The organism is Methylovirgula sp. (genome assembly GCF_037200945.1).
Taxonomy (GTDB): domain Bacteria; phylum Pseudomonadota; class Alphaproteobacteria; order Rhizobiales; family Beijerinckiaceae; genus Methylovirgula.
Window position 1 is genome coordinate 3,704,342 of sequence record NZ_JBBCGP010000001.1, and the last position, 19,904, is coordinate 3,724,245.

The following is a 19,904-nucleotide window of genomic DNA, read 5'->3' on the forward strand; positions in this document are numbered from 1 at the left end:
TTAAAATGTTATGGTTGAATTCGTGTAACGCGCATTGCATGTTCGGCAAGTATTTTTCTGGAGTAGAGCATTGTCCGTTCCGAGCCGATCCTCTCCATTGCCTCTCGGCTCATTCGCGCTCATCGCCGTGATTATCGCGGCGAGTGCTGGCGCCTTCGCTTATACGGCGGGCTGGCTATCCCCCGACCGTCTCACCGCTCGTAAAATCATCGCCGCTTTAGCCCCGCCTGGCGGCCCCGCGCTCGGGCATCGGCGTAACCACGCAAAGGGAATTTGTTTTACTGGCGTGTTCGACTCGAACGGCAACGGCGCGGTACTCTCTTCATCGCAGATATTCACCCGCGGGCAATATCCGGCGCTCGGGCGCTTCAACCTCGCGACTCCGAACGCGAACGCGGCCGATGCGATGGTTCGCGTGAGAGGCCTTGGACTTCAGATTTCAGCACCGAACGGCGAAGTCTGGCGCTCGGCCATGATCGACCCACCCTTCTTTCCCGTCGCCACGGTGGAAGGTTTTTATGCTCTGCAATTAGCGTCGAAAAGCAAAGATCCCAGCGCGATGAGGACATTTGTGGCGTCGCATCCGGAAGTCAAAGCTTTTGGCGGCTGGGCAAAGAGCACTCCATGGACAGGAAGCTACGCCGAAGAGCCCTATAATAGCTTAGACTCCTTCATCTTTACAGACGAGTCGAGTGCAAAGCGCGCGGTGCGCTGGTCATATAGTCCACAGGCGCAAGCCGTACCGATCACGCAAGCCGAACTTAGCAAACGCGGCCCCAATTATCTCGAACAGGAAATCGCAGAGCGCGTCGGCAAGGCACCGCAGCGTTGGACATTGACGTTGACCGTTGCAGATTCCAGCGATCAGACAGCCGACCCGAGCAAGCCCTGGCCGAAGGGACGCCGAACGATCACAGCCGGAGAGCTTGTTGTGCAGAAGGTCGAGGCCGAGGCAGACGGCCCTTGCCGAGATATCAATTTCGATCCGACGATCCTGCCAAACGGCGTCACGGTCTCCGATGATCCGTTTCCGGCCGCGCGCTCCTCCGCATATGCGGTCTCCTACGACGCCCGCACGGCGGAGGCTAAGTATTATCCGTATACCCAATCGAGTTCGCACCCATGAGCACAGACCGTCAGCGTTTCACCGTTCTTCAGCGCGTGCTGCACTGGCTGATGGCACTTTGCCTTCTCGCAATGCTCTTCATTGGCGTTGGCATGGTCTCGACCGTCATGCCGAAATATGTACCTTTGCTTGCAACACATAAAACGCTCGGCATTGCGATCCTTGCTCTCGCACTGATCAGGCTCGGCGTGCGCGCTCGCTTTGGCGCGCCTGCGCTGCCACCGAATTTGCCCGAACCGATGAAGCTTGCAGCGCATCTATCGCATTACGGGCTTTACGCATTAATGATCGCCATGCCTCTGCTCGGTTGGGGAATGATGTCGGCCGGTTCTTACCCAGTCGTGCTCTTCGGCGATATCCACTTGCCGCCGATCCTCCCACCCAGCGATGACGTACATACTCTACTCTGGAACGCGCATTACTATCTGGCTTTTGCCTTCTTTGCGCTCATCCTCATGCATATCGCCGCCGCATTGTTCCACGCACTGATCCGGCGCGATGGTGTTTTCGAGACGATGGCGTCCGCGTCCTTCAGCGATGACGGCGTACCGGCCGAGTGATCGCAATTGATTAAGCCTGCGGCGCCCGCGCGTGGCTTTAGGCGCACGGCATTCAATCAACAAAAAATCTGGAACGATATGATCTGATCTTCGCGTTGGTTGCGCGCGCCCGCGGCGCATAAGCAGCGGCAACGGCGCTCACGTGCGTCTTCCAAAGCGAAGGAGATTATTATGATCAAGTCATTTTCCGTTCCTGCAGCATGTGCGGCCATCCTTCTGGCGAGCCTCTCCGCTTCCTCAGCGTTCGCGGGGACGCACCACGCAGACCATCGCGAAAGCGCGCAGCACATGAACCATTATTATGCGCTTGTCGGGCAGAGCTCGTCTTCGGCGTCGGCGGATGCCGCAAGGCTCCGCATGCCCTCGCCGACGCATGACGACCCTTTTAGCTTCCCGGTTTCAGATCAGTAACGCGATCTCAAGATGCAAAAGCCGGAAGTCTTTTCTTTGTTATCTGTATAGAGAGCGGAATTTGATCAGTAAAAGCGGTAAAGGAAACAATGCCAAACACTTCCTGCTTTACCAAGAGTAGAATTTGGAAAATCATTCTATTTACAGTTTTATCAAACCACCTTTAGGACTTGGACGCGGCTTGGCCTTAGCTAGCCAAGGATCGCTTTATATTTAGCTGGTTGGGAAACGGCTCTCTTGGGGCCGTTTCTTTTGGGGCTTATTCAAGTGTGATTTTTGTCACCTCGGCACAAGCAGCTTTGGGTATATTTGTGCTGCATCCGGTGCTCATTAGCCGGGGATGCGTTATTGACCTAGGCGGCTCTCCATTGGGGTGGAGGGCCGTTTCGTTTACCCGGCCCTCTTTGCCCGAAAAATAACGAGGTCGCGGCGGTCCATTCACGCGGCTCTAGCGCTCTTTGCGTTTTCGCGTGATCGTTGCGGTCAACGCCTGCGCGGCGTGCCCCGGCTGTCGTTCTATTTGCTGGATCAGATTAAACGGCCGCGCGGGCAGATCGAACGGCGCCCGGCTGAGCAAGCCGGCTTCGAGGCTCGATACAGCGGCCGAAGCCGAAATCGCTGTCGCGCCCATGCCCGCCTCAACCGCGGCGCGGACGGCTTCATTGGTCGGTAATTCGAGCGCGACATTGAGGGCGGCAACTGGGACGCCCAATTTGGCGAGCGCGCCTTCGAAAACAGAGCGCGTGCCAGAACCCGGCTCGCGCAGCACCCATTCCGTTTTAACGAAATCGTCTGCCGTGAGCTTCTTGCGCATCGCCCACGGATGATCGGCCGCGACAACGATGATCAATTGGTCACGCGCGACCTCGGTGACCTTGAGTAATGGCCGCTCGACAGGCCCTTCTACGAACCCGAGTTCGGCCGCGCCCGTACTGACGGCTTCCGCCGCATCGGCGGTATTGCCAACACTCAACCTGATTTCGATGCCCGGATGCGCGTGACGGAAATCGACGAGATGACGCGGCAGCCAATAGCTCGCGATCGTCTGGCTCGCCTGGATGAGCAAGCGTCCACGCTTCAGGCCGGCAAGTTCGGCGAGTTTCAGTTCCGCCAATTCAGCGCGGGCCAGCACGGCGCGGGCCTCGTCCAGGAAAATCCGCCCTGCATCGGTCAGTTCTATCCCACGCCCGACACGATTGAAAAGTTTCGAGCCGTGCTGCGCTTCCAGCGCAGCAACCGCGGCGCTCGCCGCGGATTGCGTGAGATTAAGCGCCTCGGCAGCCCGCGTCACATGTTCACGCTCGGCAACGGCGACAAAAATACGGAGCTGCTCAAGAGTCATGAACCTAGTCTTTAATACATCGGCGCGCGCAAGTCACCGGACGGTCATCTTCCTTGCATCGTTCGATTATGAAACGCGCCGTTGGATTTTGAAAGATGAGCGTGCAGTGGCCCCTTATGGTCCGGCCGCCAAATTGGCGGACTGAACGGCGCGAATATTTCTTCGTCGGCCGCGTTCTGAATCGTAATGTTTAAGTTCCCGGCCGGGAACGCATGATTATAGAGGGAAACTGACTATGAAATTTTCCGCGAAGGCCGCACTGGCGATTGCTCTCGCTCTCAGTCCCGTCCTGGCGATTGCAACCGATCATACGATATCCGCCATGACGCACAGCGGCAAAAAGGTGCGTCTCGACGTGGAGAACATGAACGGCCACATGATGGCGCTTCTGCCGGCCGAGCAGGCGCCGGACTATCTCCATCAAATGATTTTCGAGGTCATGAATGCGAGCGGCAAGCACTTTCGGCTCGTCGGAACGAACGTGAACGGCCACATGATGCTAATGGTGCCGGACGACCAGATGCCTGACTTCCTACACCAAATGACATTCACAGTTATGACACATAGTGGCAAGGAAATGACCGTCGCGGCCGCTGATATCAACGGCCATATGATGGTTATGATCCCCGCGGACCAGGCGACCGATTACCTTCACCAGATGATCTCACGCTTGCAATAACACTGGCTCACGCGGTCGGCGCAGCATATAAACAGCGAAGAGCAAGAAGACAGCCGCGCAAGAAGAACGCGGCAAACATGGAAACGGGCCATCGTTCGCGCGAGGCCCACATGATCGCTGTCGGCAAAGCTAAGAGAATTTCCAGCTCCATCTAACGCGAGACCAGCCATGTCACATCATCTCGACTCACCCATCGCACGCCAGGACATCCGTCTCGATATTACCGACCTTTACCTATTCCGCGGCGAAGTAGGGACTGTGTTCGTCATCAACGTCTGCCACTCGATCGCAGGCCCTATTCCCGAACCGGGCTATCATCCCGAGGGGATGTACGAATTCAAAATCGATTCAAATGGCGATGCCAGCGAAGAGATTACTTATCGCATTCAGTTCTACAAGCGCGACCCGCAGGGCAATCAACGCTACGTTTTGCGTCGGATCACCGGCGCGGAGGCAACAGATCCGCACGCGCCCGGCACTCTGATCGCCGAGGGCACAACCGACAAAACGACCACGACGGACTCCGGTCTGCGTGTCTGGGCCGGTAAGGCCGGTGACCCGTTCTGGATCGAACCCGATGTGTTGCACGCGGTCGGTCATGCTTTCCAGGATGGCACGACGATCAACCTCGGCGACTGGACGCCAAGCAAGGCAAAGAACTTGTTTGCCGGCCACACGATTTATTCGATCGTGCTGGAAGTGCCGGACGCCGAGCTACTCGCCGCCACGCATGGCGAGCATAAAATCGGCGTCTGGGCGGTCGCGACACTGGCAACGGACGCCGGCGGCTGGCGCTCGATCAACCGCATCGGCCTGCCTATGATTCACCCGCTCTTCACGCAATATAATGAGGACCTCGGCAATCGGCTCAACGCCGGACACCCGTCCGAAGATTTTGCGACCTACGGCGCGCTCGTCGCGAAGTCCATCGCGGGGGCCGTGTCGGCGATCGGCACGTCCGCGGACCCGCAGGCCTATGGCGAACGGGTTGCGCGGCGCTTCTTCCCTAACGTGCTGCCTTACAAGATCGGGACATCCGCGACATTCGGCTTCGCCGAATGGAACGGCCGCTCGCTCGCTGACAATGCGCCCGACGTGATGTTCTCGATTGCGGCAAACGCGGCCGTCCGACTCGAGATCGGCAAGGAGTCGGTTTCGCCAAAGCCGTCGGCGACTTTCCCCTATGTTCCCGATGTGGGCAGAGAGCACACACCGATCCACGGCGCACCGGTGGGCGCGTCGTAAACGCGAGTATCGGCGCGCGAACCAGGCCGAATTTCTAGGTTCGCGCGCCAAATTGCCGATTTTTGTCTCAGCGACATAAACCGAAGGAGCGGCTATGCCGATAGCCGGGATTAACGAGTCCTCGTCATCCCAACCGCGTGCGGATTCAAGTCAAAGCAATCGCGCGCGTTGGAGCATGGTCGGCCATGGGCGCCTTTATTCTGCTTCTGCATGTCGCCGGTTGGGGCACATTGCTGGGGATCGTCGCACGCCAGCATCTGAGCATCGGCAATTCTGTCTTCGGCTTCGGTATCGGCCTTGCCGCCTACGCGCTGGGAATGCGCCACGCCTTCGATGCCGATCACATCGCAGCCATTGACAATACCACCCGCAAGATCATGCAGACCGGCAAACGTCCTCTTTCGGTCGGCTTCTGGTTTTCGTTCGGCCATTCGACCGTCGTCTTCGTGCTGGCGCTGCTGCTTGCATTCGGCGTGAAAAGCATCGCGGCGCCGGTTCTCGACGACAAATTCTCAGCTTCATCAAATCACGGGCCTGATCGGCACGATTGTCTCGAGCGGCTTTCTTTACGTGATCGCCATTTTCAATCTTATGGTTCTATTCGACATCATCAGAGTGTTTCGCCAGATGCGGCGCGGCCAATGGTCGGAAAGCGCTTCTGACACGCATCATGTGCGCGGCATTATGAGCACGCTGCTACGGCGCGTGATGAACTTCGTGAACGAACCCTGGCAGATGTATTTCGTCGGCCTTCTCTTCGGCCTCGGGTTTGACACGGCGACTGAGATTGCACTCCTCGTATTGACGGGATCGGGCGCCGCGTCCGGACTGCCCTGGTACGCGATCCTTTGCCTTCCCGTTCTTTTCGCCGCCGGCATGTCGCTTTTCGACACGATCGATGGATCGTTCATGACTGTCGTTTACGCATGGGCGCTCACAAAGCCCGTGCGGCGCGGTCTATTATAATTTTGTCATTACCGGTCTTTCGATCGCCGTGGCGCTCGTCATTGGCACGATCGAGATCATGGGTCTGCTCGGCGATACGCTGGATCTCACGGCGCCATCTGGGCTTGGGTCAGGACAGCCGATCTCGGCAATATCGGCTTCGTCATTGTCGGGCTATTCGTCGTCACATGGATTGTCGCGGTGGCGACCTGGAAATGGGGCCGGATCGAGGATCGGCTTACAGCGCCCTGATACAGACGGGCTCGCGGAGCTGAGATAGCCGCGAGCATGTGGGCAATCAGCCACACTCCCCCATCAAAGGATGGATGCACCTCGGCAATTCTTTCTAAACTACCACCGAAACGGCTTCTATATCAGTAGGCCAGCGCCCCAAAACTAGAGTTATTCTAATTACTATTTAGCGGCCGCGTGTTGTTAAACCTCACCAGCCGAGTCAAAACGCCCCTGACAAAAAAGTCATTTCTATAATTATTCTAAGTAGTGGACGTGGGGCTTTGGACGAACTCAATGGGCGGATGATCGCATGTCAGATTCTTCTGACAGGGCTCATCGCTAAAGTCGCGAATAATTCCCCCGAGCCTTTGCGGTTTCTGACGGAATTCCGCGATGAGGTTCGCGCGGTCATCAACCAGATTCGGATTTCGGGCTCCCACGACACAACGCGGGTCCGGCAATCAGCTTTGGCGACAGCCGACGAGTTGTTCGGATTGATGAAACCGCCAAGCACCGCCGAAGCGGAAGACTGACTTCGATAAGCATCAATCGAAGCGACGAATAAGAAAACGACAACAACCGAAGTTCGAAATTTATCTGGGGCGCGCGTCAAGCGCGGGAATGGGGGCTGAAATGAGCGGAGTGAAAGTTCCGGGTTCTTTACGCATGCGCGATTCTGGGGCGAGGACAAGAAAGCGGTCTGACGTCAAAGACGGCGCGACTCTTACAACGGCCTTTCTGATGGCGGCAGGCTCGGTGAGCGCGGCAGAAGCCCAACAGGCGACTGGCGCCGCACCTGCGCTCGCGCCCGTCACGGTCACAGCGCCGGTGGCGCATCATCGTCACGTCGCGGCCAAGCCGGCAAAAGCGCATCTGCGGGCACGCACAGCGTTGCGCCACAAGCTGCGCGAAACGACGACGCGCAATCACCCGCTAATCCCGGCGCCAGCGCTGCGGGCCAGACGACAGGACACGTTCCTGGCAGCGATCCCTACGCCAATCCGAACGCGCCCTATCAGGCCGAGCGCTTTTCCTCGAGCAAATTCAGCGAGCCGATCTTCAATACACCGCGCTCGGTGACCGTTCTTACACAACAGGTGCTGCAGGATGAAAACGCGACATCGCTCCGCGATATCGGCCGCACAACGGCGGGCGTGACGCTCGGCTCCGGCGAAGGCGGCAACGCCTTCGGCGATCGATTCTTCATCCGCGGTTTTGACGCCCGCAACGACATTTTCGTTGACGGCATCCGCGACCCAGGTGTCAGCATTCGCGAGAATTTCTTTACGGAAGAAGTCGAGATTCTGCGCGGACCGGCTTCGAGCTATGCCGGCCGCGGGACGTCCGGCGGCGCTATCAACATCGTCACCAAACAGGCTGAGGACGATGACTTTTACTCGGCACAGTCGCAACTTGGCAGCGACGAAACGCGCCGTTTCACCTTCGATGTCAACAAGGCGATCAGCTCGATCCTTGACGTGCGCCTCGACGGCCTAATCCAGGGCGCGGGCATTGCTGGACGCGATTTCACCACCGACGATCGCAACGGCCTCGGGGGCGCCCTAACTTTCCGGCCGCTGTCGAACCTGACCATCAAGGCGGATTATTCGCACACCTATCTCTCGGGTCTGCCCGACTTCGGCGTCCCCTACAATCTGCCCGCTGAAACGCCGGTCACCAACGGCACCGTGCCCCGCAATACTTATTACGGCATCGTCAATCGCGATTTCACCAAGACGACGCAGAACATCGGCACGATCGATCTGCAATATCACGTCAATGACGTGGTCACGCTCGAAAACAAGATGCGTCAAGAATATTCGATCCTGAATTATATTGGGACGATTCCGGAGAACCCCGCCGCCACTGTGCTCTTGCCGCCGGGTGCGCCGGGCGGTTGCGGAGGAACGGCGAGCTCGACGCCGACTTGCCTCTCCGGTTACACGCAGCTCAATGCGCAAAGCCGTTTTGAAACGGTCGCCGTGCTTGCGGATGACCCGCAGGTGAATTTTGACTTCTACACAGGCCCGGTCAAAAACGCTGTCGTCTTCGGCGGTGATTTCGACCACGAACGCAATCAGTATCAACAGCTATACTGGCCTGACCTCCGAGGGTCTCGGTTCGGAGGGTCTTGTCTCATCGACCGGCGCGCCGATCGTCAGCATCTATGATCCGACCAATTACCTCAACGGCCTCAGCACGCCCACCTGGCGGCAACCCGCAAATCTACAATGTCGATACCAAGGCCGTCTATTTGCTCGAAACCGCCAATTACAATGATTGGCTGATCGCCAACGCCGGCATTCGATTCGATAATTATCAGATCACTTCGACGAACAATACGAGTTCGGCTGAAGACACATCCCAACATCCCGACGTTCAATGCCGGTCTTGTTTACAAGCCCATTCCCATCACGAGCCTTTTAGTCGCCTATGCAACGGCGGCCGATCCTGTTGGCGACGAACTCGACGCGACGGCGAGCTCTTACGGCGGTCTGAGCCCGACACAGCCGGCGAGCCAGGTCTTTAGTCCGGTGCGAAGCCAAGCGATTGAACTCGGCAACAAGTGGGAATTGTTCGATCGCCGTCTGTTGGTAAGCGGCGCACTGTCCAGACCAATGTCGAAAATGCGCGTGAAACAGCGCCAAACGGCATTCCCGCCTCGACCGGCTACGTCTCTGGTACAGTCATTCCGGGCGCTGCCTATCGTGTCCAGGGCATTGATCTCGAAGCTTCGGGCAAGATCACCGACAAGTGGAGCCTGATGGGTGGCCTCGTCTTGATGAAGACCAAAGTCACCAATTCGATCGTGCCGACCAACATCGGACTACCGCTCGCCAATATCGCCAATCAATCGTTCAATCTCCTCACGCGTTACCAGTTCACGGATTGGTTCGCGGTCGGCGGCCAGGCAGTCTACAATTCGAAGATCCTTGGCGGCTCTCTGTTGGCGGCAAACGGTGGCGTCGCTTATGGTCAAGCACCTGACCCGACCGTCCTGCCGTCTTACTGGCGCTTTGACGGGTTCGTCGAAGCCAAGATCGGACCCTATTCGAGCCTCAAACTGAACTGCCAGAACATCTTCAATCGTACCTATTACGATTCGATCTATCAGAGTGGTGTGCCCTTCATTCGTGTTGCGCCGGGCCGCACAGTTACCTTAATCGCGGACGTGAAGTTTTAGGGTCGGTATGCTGGTTTGTATCTCTGAAGTATTGAGCAAAAGCGATGTGGCGGACTTCCGCCGCATCATGGACAAAGCAGATTGGGAGGACGGCCGCTCGACGGCCGGCTCTCAATCCGCGATGGTCAAGAAAAACGAACAATTGCCACCCGATGGCGAATTGGCGCGCAAACTTGGCGAACGAATCGTCGCCGCGCTGACAGCCAACCCACTCTTCGTCTCGGCGGCGATCCCGCTCAAGATTTTTCCGCCCCTGTTCAATCGTTATGGCGAGGGGCAATATTTCGGATCGCATGTCGACAATTCCATTCGCGGCGATCATTTGACGGGCGGCGCGCGAATCCGGACCGATCTTTCAGTGACGCTCTTTCTGTCAGAACCGGACGAATACGACGGCGGCGATCTCGTCATCGAGGATCATTACGGCACGCAGGAGGTCAAATTGCCGGCCGGCGACCTCGTGCTCTACCCCTCGACGAGCCTCCACCTCGTTACCGAAATCACGCGCGGTGTGCGGACGGCATCCTTTTTCTGGCTGCAAAGTATGATACGCGATGCGCAGGCGCGCAGCCTGATCTTCGATCTCGATAATTCGATTCAGGAACTTGTTGCGCGCCTTGGCCGCAACGATCCGGAGGTGCGGCGGTTGACGAATGTCTATCACAACCTGATCCGCTATTGGGCCGAGCTATGATTCGCGTGAGGTTTGTTATTTGCATTCCGCTGCTGCTGGTTGCCTTCCCGGCGGCCGCGCAACAGGCTACGCCCGCGGCGGCACCGGCATCGCTCGCCACGCCGCCGCAAGCGCCGGCCGCTCCCGCAACACCGATGCCGAAGGCGGTCCTGACGCCGCCTGCCCCGCAAACGTCCGCATCCGACGAAGACGATGCGCCGCGCGCGAACACGCTGCCGCATGAATTATCGCCGTGGTCGATGTTCCTCGCGGCGGACATTGTCGTGAAAGCCGTGATGATCGGCCTCGCTCTGGCGTCGCTGGCGACCTGGACCATCTTTTTCGCCAAATCCGCCGAGCTTGGTCGCGCGCGCCGCCGTGTCGCAAATGCGCTGAAGCGATTGCGCGGCGTCAGTAGTCTTGAGGACGCGCAAGCGGCACTTGCGCAAGATCGCAGTGTTGTCTCTGGCTTGCTCCGCGCCACTTTGCACGAGATCGCGCAATCGCATGATTTGCCGGACGACGAGGGTGTCAAAGAACGTGTCGCTTCGTCCTTTACTGATCTGGTCCGCACCGATGCGCGCGCGGCGCGTCACGGCACTGGGCTGCTCGCAACCATCGGCGCGACGGCGCCCTTCGTCGGCCTGTTCGGCACGGTCTGGGGCATTATGAACTCTTTCATCGGCATTTCGAAAGCGCAGACGACCAATCTTGCCGTCGTCGCGCCGGGCATCGCCGAAGCGCTGCTGGCCACCGCAATCGGCCTCGTCACCGCCATTCCCGCCGTCATCATTTACAATCACTTCACGCGGTCGACCAAAAGCTATCTCGAACTCGTCGCCCGCGCCTCGGGGCTGCTGACGCGGCTTTTGTCGCGCGATCTTGAGCGACGGCATATGGGCGCGCCGATCAGCCGGGCGGCGGAATAATGGGCGTCACCCTCGCCGATTCCGACCTCGACGACGATCTGGAGGAGGCGCACGAGATCAACGTCACGCCGTTCATCGACGTGATGCTGGTACTGCTCATTATCTTCATGGGTCGCGGCGCCCTTGTCGACGGTCGACCTGCCGGTCGATCTACCGACATCGACCGCGGATCCGCTGAAGCGCCCGGATAAACCGACTTATCTCACCATTAAAAGCGATCTGAGCCTGGCGCTCGGCGAAACAGCGGTGAAACGGCAAGACTTGATCGGCGCGGTCGATACCGCCGTCAATAATTCCAAGGATCATCGCATTTTTTTGCGCGCCGACCGCACCGTGCCTTACGGTGAAATGATGAGTGTGCTCGAAATCCTGCGCCGGGGCGGCTACCTCAAGGTTTCGCTCGTCGCACTCGAAGGCGTGCCAGATGCCCAGTCGAAGTGAGATACTGCGCAATCCTGGCGAAGATGAACCCGATGGCCTGCAGGCGGCGACGGCATTGCCGATCTGGCTGATCTCGGCCTGCGCGGCGCTCGCACTTCATGCCGGTTCGATCGCGACGGCAGCCTATTACATGAAACCCGCCGAGGTCGAGGACGATCTCGGCGCACCGGCTGTCGAGGTCGGGATCGAATTCGCCGCGCCGCACCTTCAACCCGTCGATCTACCACCCGGGCCACCGGCAGACGATGCCGTGGCAACGCCGGCAGTGGTCGCGCAAAAGGCCAACGTCGAGGAAACGCAGCTTCCCACAGACCAGCCGATCGAGAGCGACGATCCGGACCGCCTCGTGACACCCGATAGTTCGTCGAAGCCCAAGGAGGACGATCCGACGATCAAGGCGGTGGAGGCGATGCCGTCGGAGGAATCGATTGCCTCCGAGGCCGCGGCGCCGCCCGTTGCCGATGCTGCCAAAGAATCTCAGCAATCGACCGCGCCGGTCGAGGGCACCGGCGAAAGCGAGACACGCGTCGCGATGACCTGGGAGCGCGAACTCGGCATCCATCTCAACAAGCACAAGCGCTATCCGACGGGCGCCAAGAGCCGGAACGTGCAAGTGACGTTGAGCTTCACGATCGACCGCCTCGGCCATCTCATGTCAGCGAACGTCGTGACGAGTTCGGGCGATCCCGCTTTCGATCAGGCTGCCGTGGTGATGATGCACAATTCCGATCCAGTCCCTGCCCCGCCCGCAGTCGTGGCCGATAAGGGCCTGACATTCACGCTGCCGGTTATTTTCAAAGCACACGACAGGAATTAGTCGCGAGCGAGCTTTTTCGGCCGACGAATAGACACACATTCGGGAATTGCCGAGTTAGCGTAAGCGGTGCTTTATTGGCCTCCCTTGGAACTGGGTGGCCTGACATGATTGATTTTCTGACAACCGCGCCGCTTTGGGTCGAAATTTTGCTCGTGGTTATCGTGCCGACCACGCTCGCGATGCTCGGACCCGTATTGATCCGACGTTTCGTAGAGCTCGAACATCTGGCCATAAATAACGAAGTCGCCGGCTTCAAGTTTGCGACCATTGGCGTGACATACGCCGTCCTTCTCGCCTTTTCGATCGTGGTCGTCTGGGAGAAGGCCAGCGACGCCGAATCAACGGTCGAAAAAGAGGCCGGCGCCGCGGCGACAATCTATCGCTTGTCCGATGGACTCGGCGCGCCGAAGAGCACGGCCGTTAGGATCGCTATGACCAAATATCTCACGTCCACGATCAACGATGAATGGCCAGCGATGGAAAAGGGCCACGCCAACAAGCCCACATGGGAGGCTCTCGGCGGGCTCTACGCCGCGATGCTTACGCCGGAAGCCGTTGATAAAAGCGATGTGTCGATAAAGTCGGAAGTTTTCAATCAGCTCTCAATCATAACACAGGCACGCCGGGCCAGGCTCATGGCCGCTGACGGCGTCGTCCCTGATCCGGTTTGGGCGATCGTTTTCATATGCGCGTTTCTGGTTATCGGCTTCACCTTCTTCTTCGGAACGAAAAATCTGCGCGCCCAGACACTGATGACCGGGCTGCTGGCATTTCTGGTTTTTTCCGAATTGGTCATCGTCATCGCGATCGAAAGGCCGTTCGCGGGCGGCGTCAAAGAAGCGCCGACGCCGCTCGTTCATGTGCTGAGGGACTTCGCGTCATGACGCAAGCGTGGCGAGAATGATGCAGTCAGGCTGTTAGGCCGCCGCAAGCTCGCATCGAAACAGAATGAGTTCAGAAAGTTGAAACTGGTTCCAAACAAAAGTGAAACCGTTTCGACTAACAGCCTTTAAATCATTGATTTAATGGCGGGAGAGACGGGGCTCGAACCCGCGACCTCCGGCGTGACAGGCCGGCGCTCTAACCAGCTGAGCTACTCCCCCGCGGATCGCGCGTATCCGGCGGAGACATGCCGGATAAGGGAGCCGGTCCGGCAAGTCAACCCCGCAAAACCCTGCTACCCCGAGGCCGCTCAAAATCGCGAGGAACCTAGCCGGTAACGCGCGATTTCGCGGCGGGACAGGATGTGAATATGGTCGGAGGAGATGTGCTCCGCCATGGTGATAAGCGCCGGGCTGACCCCCATCATTCCGGTGTAGCGCGAGAGCACCGTACGCATTGCGCCATTGTCGTAGAGCCGATAGCGCTCCGTGTCGCCACGCGCATCGACGCCATCGACATAGGCGAACATGCGATGAATGCCGACGAAGCTTTCCGGCGGAATGACGCGTTTCCGAGCCCCGATCAAAGCATAGACGCAGGCGGAGAGGCAGCGCGCGCCAACGAAGGAGTTGAGACCGTGCGAGCCATCAGGATCGGCGCGAGCGACGATGACCGCGGCGCCGATTCGCCGGAAGGCGCGGCCAAGTTCCATGGAGGCAGCGACCTTGCCACCCGGCGAATCGAGAAAGACGACGGCGTGGAGATTTCCCTGGCCGACGTTTTCCTGCACGAATTCAAGAAATTGGGCCGGGGTTTGATCGCCGATCTCGCCTTCGGCCTCGATCACAGCGGGGCAGCGTCGGCCGCATTGCGCAGGATTGCCAACCGAAATGAGAGAAAACGTCATGTCGTCGGCGTGCGCGGCTGCGAACGGCATCACCAATCCAAGAAGAGCGAGAACGCCGGCGCAAAGCCCGCAAAACGCTTTCACAGCTCTGGAATCAACGAAGAAGCTTTTGCCGGCACGTTCCGTCATGATCCGCCCTCGCGTCCTTGTCCGATCCGGACGACGCTGCCTGAGCCTCACAGGATAATGTTTCGCGCGGCCAACGCAATCGACGGATGCACGCAGAATTAATGGAAAATAGCCGGGCGCGCTGGTCCGATCGCGGTCCGAAAACTGGTGGGCGGTGACGGGCTCGAACCGCCGACATTCTGCGTGTAAAGCAGACGCTCTACCAACTGAGCTAACCGCCCCATCAGGCGCGCCCATCTAACATAAAAAACCGGGCCCGGAAATTCCGGACCCGGCTGTATTTAAGATATTGCCGCGCTTAGTGGGCGATGAGACCGGAAGCCTCGTCATCGGCCGCAACCGACCCTTTGATCGGCTTCACATCCTCTTCCCACACGATCGGCACCGGTTGACGCAGGAGAGCGTGCCTTAGCACCTCGTCCATACGCGAGACCGGGACGATCTCGAGATTGTTCTTCACCGCGTCCGGAATCTCCGCCAAATCCTTGGCGTTCTCCTCCGGGATGAGAACCTTCTTCATGCCACCGCGCAACGCCGCCAGCAGCTTCTCCTTCAAGCCGCCGATCGGAAGCACGCGGCCGCGCAGCGTGATTTCGCCCGTCATCGCCACGTCACGGCGCACCGGAATGCCGGTCAGCGTCGAGACGATGGCTGTTGCCATCGCCACGCCCGCCGAAGGGCCGTCCTTGGGCGTCGCGCCTTCCGGCACGTGGACGTGGATGTCACGCCGGTCGAAGAGCGGCGGCTCGATGCCGAAATCGACGGCGCGGGACCGCACATACGAAGCGGCCGCGGAGATCGATTCCTTCATCACCTCTTTCAGGTTGCCGGTGACGGTCATGCGACCCTTGCCCGGCATCATGACGCCTTCGATCGTCAACAGCTCGCCACCGACTTCCGTCCAGGCGAGACCGGTGACCACTCCGACTTGATCCTCAGCCTCCACCTCGCCATGCCGATAGCGCGGCACGCCAAGGAAGTCGTTGATGTTCTCCCCGGTCACCTTCACCGCCAATGTCTTGCCGGTAACGATCTGCTTCACCGCCTTGCGCGCGATATTGGAGATTTCGCGCTCAAGGTTGCGAACGCCCGCCTCCCGCGTGTAACTGCGGATCATCGACACGAGCGCGCTCTGTTCGATCTCGCACTCGACCGGCGCCAGACCGTGCTTTTTCAGCGCGGCCGGTATCAGGTGACGCTTCGCGATCTCGGCCTTCTCATCCTCGGTGTAACCGGCGATGCGGATGATCTCCATACGGTCCATCAAAGGCGGCGGAATATTGAGCGTATTCGCCGTCGTCACGAACATCACGTCAGAGAGGTCATAATCGACCTCAAGGTAATGATCGTTGAACGACGAATTCTGCTCAGGATCCAGCACCTCAAGCAACGCCGAAGACGGATCGCCGCGGAAGTCCATGCCCATCTTGTCGATCTCGTCGAGCAGGAAGAGCGGATTGGACGTCTTGGCCTTGCGCATCGACTGGATGATCTTGCCAGGCATCGAGCCGATATAGGTACGCCGATGGCCGCGGATTTCCGCTTCGTCGCGCACGCCGCCGAGCGACATGCGCACGAACTCGCGCCCTGTCGCCTTGGCGATCGACTTGCCGAGCGAGGTCTTGCCGACGCCCGGCGGACCGACGAGGCACAGGATCGGGCCCGTGAGCTTGTTCGCGCGGCTCTGCACGGCGAGATACTCGACGATGCGCTCCTTGACCTTCTCCAGGCCGAAGTGCTCGCTGTCGAGGATTTCCTCGGCGATGGTCAGATCCTTCTTCACCTTGCTGCGCTTGTTCCACGGGATGGACAAGAGCCAGTCGAGGTAATTGCGAACGACCGTAGCCTCGGCCGACATCGGCGACATCTGCCGCAGCTTCTTCAACTCGGCTGTGGCTTTGTCGCGCGCCTCTTTCGACAGACGAGTCGCCTTGATGCGTTCCTCGATCTCGGAGAGGTCGTCCTTGCCGTCCTCGTCGCCGAGTTCCTTCTGGATCGCCTTCATCTGTTCGTTGAGGTAATACTCGCGCTGCGTCTTCTCCATCTGGCGCTTGACGCGCGTGCGGATGCGCTTCTCAACCTGCAGTATGGAGATTTCGCTTTCCATCAAGCCGAGGCACTTCTCGAGCCGCTTGGCGACAGAACTTGTCTCCAGCACGGCCTGCTTGTCGAGAATCTTGACGGCAAGATGCGAAGCGACCGTATCGGCGAGCTTGGAGAAGTCGTCGATCTGATTCACCGCCGCGATCACCTCGGGCGAGACCTTTTTGTTCAACTTCACATAAGACTCGAACTCGGCCATCACCGAACGCGCCAGAGCTTCGACTTCCACCTTGTCGGCGGCGTCCTCGACCAGCACTTCGGCTTCCGCCTCGTAATAATCGGCGGTGCGGGTATAACCATGGACACGGGCGCGCACCTGCCCTTCGACGAGCACTTTCACAGTGCCGTCAGGCAGCTTCAGAAGCTGTAGAACAGAGGCCAGCGTTCCCGTCTTGAAGATCGCATCGGGATTGGGATCGTCGTCGGAAGCATTGATCTGCGTCGCGAGAAGGATAAGGTTGTCAGCCTTCATCACCTCTTCCAGCGCGCGAATGGACTTTTCGCGGCCGACGAAGAGCGGCACGATCATATGCGGGAAAACGACGATATCGCGTAACGGCAGAACCGGATAAGTCTCGATTTTTCCCGGTGGCACGCTTTCGCGCTTTTTGTTTGTCATCGCTTTATCCTATCCGAGCTTTCGCTCAAAAGTCAGAATCCGAGACGTATCCTGAGCCCGACTTGATTTTGCGCTCATTACGACACGCGAACAAGTCGGCTCCGCAGTTCTACACTCCGCAATTCTGGAGGCCCCCAAGGGGCTTTCGTAAAAACAAGATGGCGAGGGAGTAGCCAGCTTTCAAGCGTCGCCACTCCAACGCCGCTGCCTGCTATGCAGCTCTCTCAAACGAACCCGACTAAAAGGAAAAAGGGGAGACAGAATCGAGGACGACATAGGGCGTCGTCCTCGCTGCAAACTCAACCAAGACTTAAGCGCTGGTGGCGCTCTTCTCGTTCCGCTCGGCGTGGATATAGAGCGGCCGCGATTTGCCTTCGACCACATCCGGTCCGATGACGACCTGCTCGACGCTGTCGAGACCGGGCAGCTCGAACATGGTGTCGAGCAAGATCGCTTCCATGATAGAACGCAGGCCGCGCGCGCCGGTCCGGCGATCGATCGCCTTCTTGGCAACGACGTTCAGCGCCTCGTCCTGGAAAGTCAGCTCCGTATTCTCCATTTCGAACAGACGCTGATATTGCTTGACCAGCGCGTTCTTCGGCTCGACCAGAATCCGCTTCAGCGCCTCCTCGTCCAGGTCTTCGAGCGTCGCCAGAACCGGCAGACGACCGACGAATTCCGGAATGAGACCGAACTTCAGCAAATCCTCCGGCTCGACCCTGCGTAGGATGTCGCCGGTGCGGCGCTCATCCGGCGATACGACGGTGGCACCGAAACCAATTGAGGTCTGCGTGCCACGGGAGGCGATGATCTTTTCGAGACCGGCGAAGGCGCCACCGCAGATGAACAGGATGTTGGTCGTATCGACCTGCAAGAATTCCTGCTGCGGGTGCTTGCGGCCGCCCTGCGGCGGCACGGACGCAACCGTGCCTTCCATGATCTTGAGCAAGGCCTGCTGCACGCCCTCGCCCGAGACGTCACGGGTGATGGAGGGATTGTCGGACTTGCGCGAAATCTTGTCGATCTCGTCGATATAGACGATGCCGCGCTGCGCCCGCTCGACGTTGTAGTCGGACGCCTGGAGCAGCTTCAGGATAATGTTTTCGACGTCCTCGCCGACATAGCCGGCTTCCGTCAGCGTCGTTGCGTCAGCCATCGTGAACGGCACATCGAGAATGCGCGCCAGCGTTTGCGCCAGCAACGTTTTGCCGGAACCCGTCGGGCCGATCAGCAGGATGTTGGACTTCGCCAGCTCGACGTCGTTGTGCTTCGTCGCGTGGTTGAGGCGCTTGTAATGGTTGTGGACGGCGACCGAGAGGACACGCTTCGCCTGCGCCTGGCCAATGACGTAATCGTCGAGGACCTTGCAGATTTCCTTGGGTGTCGGGATGCCGTCACGGCTCTTCACCAGCGCGGATTTGTTTTCCTCGCGGATGATGTCCATGCAGAGTTCAACGCATTCATCGCAAATGAATACCGTCGGACCCGCGATCAGCTTGCGGACTTCGTGCTGGCTCTTGCCGCAAAATGAGCAGTAGAGCGTGTTCTTCGAGTCGCTGCCGCCGACCTTCGTCATGGCCTATCTCCTTATGGGCCAGACCGAAGCCGGACCCTGTTTTCTTGCGCCGGGCGAAAGCTCGATCTCGAACCTCTCGCCCGCCTTTTACGCCCCCCGCCCATTCGCATCTGCGTCGTTTTTGGTAAACGCAAGTGCATCACGCGGGAGGCCCGGGATCAAGCCCCGGTCCAATTTGACGCGTCGGACGCGGCTTTTATGCCACATCGGCGCATCCAACTGACTTCACACTGTCATCAATTTGCGTTTATTAAGTTAAGCGGGCGAGTGTGCCGCCAAGCAGCAATCTATGTGCCAGTGGCCGAGTTGCCAAGGTTTGCTGCCGCTTCTCCACATACATGCTGCCGATACGGGCGAGCATTCCCGTCCGGGGACGCTCGACTCCTGTGGACACAATTCAGCGTAAAAGCCGCGCTTAAGCGGCTGCGGCCGCCGCGGCTTTGCCAGCCGGCGTCTCGTCCGGCCGCTTCTCGATCACCTGGTCGACGATCCCGAAGGACTTCGCCTCGTCAGCCGTCATGAAGTGATCGCGGTCGAGCGTAGCTTCGATCGTGTCATAATCCTTGCCAGTGTGGCGAACATAGACCTCGTTGAGCCGCCGCTTGATCTTCATGATGTCCTCGGCATGGCGCAGGATGTCCGATGCTTGGCCCTGGAAGCCGCCAGACGGCTGATGCACCATGATGCGGGCGTTCGGCAGCGCATAGCGCATACCCGCCTCGCCGCCGGCGAGGAGCAGCGAGCCCATCGAAGCCGCCTGCCCGATGCAGAGCGTCGAAACCTTCGGACGGATGAACTGCATCGTGTCGTAGATCGCCAGACCCGAGGTCACCACGCCGCCCGGCGAATTGATGTACATCGAGATCTCTTTTTTCGGATTCTCCGCCTCAAGGAACAACAATTGCGCCACGATGACCGAGGCCATGTTGTCCTCGACCGGGCCGGTCAGGAAGATGATCCGCTCACGCAGGAGACGCGAATAAATGTCGAAGCCGCGCTCGCCCCGGCTCGTGTTCTCGATGACCTGCGGAATCAGGTAATTATCATAAATTTCAACGGGATCGCGATCGCGCATCGTAGAACCTTTTCTATGCCGTCTCGG

Annotated in this window: 18 protein-coding genes, 2 tRNA genes and 1 pseudogene; 14 read left to right on the forward strand and 7 right to left on the reverse strand. The window is 58.9% G+C overall.

Annotated features, from left to right (window positions below; genetic code table 11):
- Window positions 1–97: 97 nt before the first annotated feature.
- Window positions 98–1,126: a catalase family peroxidase gene (locus WDN02_RS18070; protein ID WP_337294803.1), complete on the forward strand. Its 1,029-nt coding sequence runs from the start codon at window positions 98–100 to the stop codon at window positions 1,124–1,126.
- Complete coding sequence (locus WDN02_RS18075) at window positions 1,123–1,686, forward strand: cytochrome b (protein ID WP_337294804.1); 564 nt, start codon at window positions 1,123–1,125, stop codon at window positions 1,684–1,686. Before WDN02_RS18070 ends, WDN02_RS18075 begins: the two co-directional genes overlap by 4 nt.
- Window positions 1,687–2,545: 859 nt before the next feature.
- On the opposite strand, the gene WDN02_RS18080 is transcribed toward WDN02_RS18075, so the two are convergent.
- On the reverse strand, window positions 2,546–3,439 hold the full coding sequence (locus WDN02_RS18080) for a LysR substrate-binding domain-containing protein (RefSeq protein WP_337294805.1): 894 nt from the start codon (window positions 3,437–3,439) through the stop codon (window positions 2,546–2,548).
- A 235-nt stretch (window positions 3,440–3,674) separates the two neighbouring features.
- Here WDN02_RS18080 and WDN02_RS18085 point away from each other — a divergent pair, with 235 nt between their 5' ends.
- From WDN02_RS18085 to WDN02_RS18140, 12 genes and pseudogenes are all read left to right on the forward strand, one after another.
- On the forward strand, window positions 3,675–4,118 hold the full coding sequence (locus tag WDN02_RS18085; protein ID WP_337294806.1) for a hypothetical protein: 444 nt from the start codon (window positions 3,675–3,677) through the stop codon (window positions 4,116–4,118).
- 168 nt (window positions 4,119–4,286) lie between these two features.
- Window positions 4,287–5,363: a DUF4331 family protein gene (locus WDN02_RS18090; RefSeq protein WP_337294807.1), complete on the forward strand. Its 1,077-nt coding sequence runs from the start codon at window positions 4,287–4,289 to the stop codon at window positions 5,361–5,363.
- Window positions 5,364–5,548: 185 nt separating this feature from the next.
- A complete protein-coding gene (locus tag WDN02_RS18095; protein ID WP_337294808.1) occupies window positions 5,549–6,025 on the forward strand; it encodes a hypothetical protein in 477 nt (158 codons plus the stop codon).
- Window positions 5,910–6,329: a hypothetical protein gene (locus WDN02_RS18100; RefSeq protein ID WP_337294986.1), complete on the forward strand. Its 420-nt coding sequence runs from the start codon at window positions 5,910–5,912 to the stop codon at window positions 6,327–6,329. Before WDN02_RS18095 ends, WDN02_RS18100 begins: the two co-directional genes overlap by 116 nt.
- 494 nt (window positions 6,330–6,823) lie before the next feature.
- On the forward strand, window positions 6,824–7,075 hold the full coding sequence (locus WDN02_RS18105) for a hypothetical protein (protein ID WP_337294809.1): 252 nt from the start codon (window positions 6,824–6,826) through the stop codon (window positions 7,073–7,075).
- 543 nt (window positions 7,076–7,618) lie between these two features.
- Window positions 7,619–8,713 (forward strand): TonB-dependent receptor plug domain-containing protein, encoded by a 1,095-nt coding sequence (locus tag WDN02_RS18110; RefSeq protein WP_337294810.1) that lies wholly within the window; start codon window positions 7,619–7,621, stop codon window positions 8,711–8,713.
- A 395-nt stretch (window positions 8,714–9,108) separates the two neighbouring features.
- Window positions 9,109–9,726 (forward strand): TonB-dependent receptor, encoded by a 618-nt coding sequence (locus tag WDN02_RS18115; RefSeq protein ID WP_337294811.1) that lies wholly within the window; start codon window positions 9,109–9,111, stop codon window positions 9,724–9,726.
- Window positions 9,727–9,733: 7 nt separating this feature from the next.
- Window positions 9,734–10,420, forward strand: coding sequence for a Fe2+-dependent dioxygenase (locus WDN02_RS18120; protein ID WP_337294812.1), 687 nt, complete (start codon window positions 9,734–9,736; stop codon window positions 10,418–10,420).
- The gene (gene exbB / locus WDN02_RS18125) at window positions 10,417–11,328 is read left to right on the forward strand and encodes a tonB-system energizer ExbB (RefSeq protein WP_337294813.1); all 912 of its coding nucleotides are present in this window, start codon (window positions 10,417–10,419) and stop codon (window positions 11,326–11,328) included. The genes WDN02_RS18120 and exbB overlap by 4 nt, the downstream gene beginning before the upstream one ends.
- Window positions 11,328–11,769 (forward strand): annotated as a pseudogene (exbD, locus tag WDN02_RS18130) (TonB system transport protein ExbD). Before exbB ends, exbD begins: the two are co-directional and overlap by 1 nt.
- Window positions 11,753–12,586 (forward strand): TonB family protein, encoded by an 834-nt coding sequence (locus WDN02_RS18135; RefSeq protein WP_337294814.1) that lies wholly within the window; start codon window positions 11,753–11,755, stop codon window positions 12,584–12,586. The pseudogene exbD and the gene WDN02_RS18135 overlap by 17 nt, the downstream one beginning before the upstream one ends.
- A 104-nt stretch (window positions 12,587–12,690) precedes the next feature.
- Window positions 12,691–13,470, forward strand: a complete 780-nt coding sequence (locus tag WDN02_RS18140) for a hypothetical protein (RefSeq protein WP_337294815.1) — start codon at window positions 12,691–12,693, stop codon at window positions 13,468–13,470.
- 142 nt (window positions 13,471–13,612) lie between these two features.
- On the opposite strand, the gene WDN02_RS18145 is transcribed toward WDN02_RS18140, so the two are convergent.
- From WDN02_RS18145 to WDN02_RS18170, 6 genes are all read right to left on the reverse strand, one after another.
- A tRNA-Asp gene (locus tag WDN02_RS18145) sits at window positions 13,613–13,689 on the reverse strand.
- Between the two features lie 89 nt (window positions 13,690–13,778).
- Entirely contained in the window at window positions 13,779–14,504 is a 726-nt protein-coding gene (locus WDN02_RS18150; RefSeq protein ID WP_337294816.1) for a hypothetical protein, read from the reverse strand.
- 145 nt (window positions 14,505–14,649) lie between these two features.
- A tRNA-Val gene (locus WDN02_RS18155) sits at window positions 14,650–14,725 on the reverse strand.
- Between the two features lie 77 nt (window positions 14,726–14,802).
- Window positions 14,803–17,226: an endopeptidase La gene (gene lon, locus WDN02_RS18160; protein WP_337294817.1), complete on the reverse strand. Its 2,424-nt coding sequence runs from the start codon at window positions 17,224–17,226 to the stop codon at window positions 14,803–14,805.
- Window positions 17,227–17,536: 310 nt separating this feature from the next.
- Window positions 17,537–18,802 (reverse strand): ATP-dependent Clp protease ATP-binding subunit ClpX, encoded by a 1,266-nt coding sequence (gene clpX, locus WDN02_RS18165; protein WP_337294818.1) that lies wholly within the window; start codon window positions 18,800–18,802, stop codon window positions 17,537–17,539.
- Window positions 18,803–19,217: 415 nt separating this feature from the next.
- Window positions 19,218–19,877, reverse strand: a complete 660-nt coding sequence (locus WDN02_RS18170; protein ID WP_337294819.1) for an ATP-dependent Clp protease proteolytic subunit — start codon at window positions 19,875–19,877, stop codon at window positions 19,218–19,220.
- Between the last annotated feature and the right edge of the window lie 27 nt (window positions 19,878–19,904).

Excerpts from the sequence above, each read along its gene's own strand:
- WDN02_RS18075 (WP_337294804.1), top strand. The coding sequence starts at position 1,123 with ATGAGCACAGACCGTCAGCGTTTCACCGTTCTTCAGCGCGTGCTGCAC.
- WDN02_RS18080 (WP_337294805.1), bottom strand. The coding sequence starts at position 3,439 with ATGACTCTTGAGCAGCTCCGTATTTTTGTCGCCGTTGCCGAGCGTGAA.
- WDN02_RS18085 (WP_337294806.1), top strand. The coding sequence starts at position 3,675 with ATGAAATTTTCCGCGAAGGCCGCACTGGCGATTGCTCTCGCTCTCAGT.
- WDN02_RS18090 (WP_337294807.1), top strand. The coding sequence starts at position 4,287 with ATGTCACATCATCTCGACTCACCCATCGCACGCCAGGACATCCGTCTC.
- WDN02_RS18095 (WP_337294808.1), top strand. The coding sequence starts at position 5,549 with ATGGGCGCCTTTATTCTGCTTCTGCATGTCGCCGGTTGGGGCACATTG.
- WDN02_RS18120 (WP_337294812.1), top strand. The coding sequence starts at position 9,734 with ATGCTGGTTTGTATCTCTGAAGTATTGAGCAAAAGCGATGTGGCGGAC.
- exbB (WP_337294813.1), top strand. The coding sequence starts at position 10,417 with ATGATTCGCGTGAGGTTTGTTATTTGCATTCCGCTGCTGCTGGTTGCC.
- WDN02_RS18135 (WP_337294814.1), top strand. The coding sequence starts at position 11,753 with ATGCCCAGTCGAAGTGAGATACTGCGCAATCCTGGCGAAGATGAACCC.
- WDN02_RS18140 (WP_337294815.1), top strand. The coding sequence starts at position 12,691 with ATGATTGATTTTCTGACAACCGCGCCGCTTTGGGTCGAAATTTTGCTC.
- WDN02_RS18150 (WP_337294816.1), bottom strand. The coding sequence starts at position 14,504 with ATGACGGAACGTGCCGGCAAAAGCTTCTTCGTTGATTCCAGAGCTGTG.
- lon (WP_337294817.1), bottom strand. The coding sequence starts at position 17,226 with ATGACAAACAAAAAGCGCGAAAGCGTGCCACCGGGAAAAATCGAGACT.
- clpX (WP_337294818.1), bottom strand. The coding sequence starts at position 18,802 with ATGACGAAGGTCGGCGGCAGCGACTCGAAGAACACGCTCTACTGCTCA.
- WDN02_RS18170 (WP_337294819.1), bottom strand. The coding sequence starts at position 19,877 with ATGCGCGATCGCGATCCCGTTGAAATTTATGATAATTACCTGATTCCG.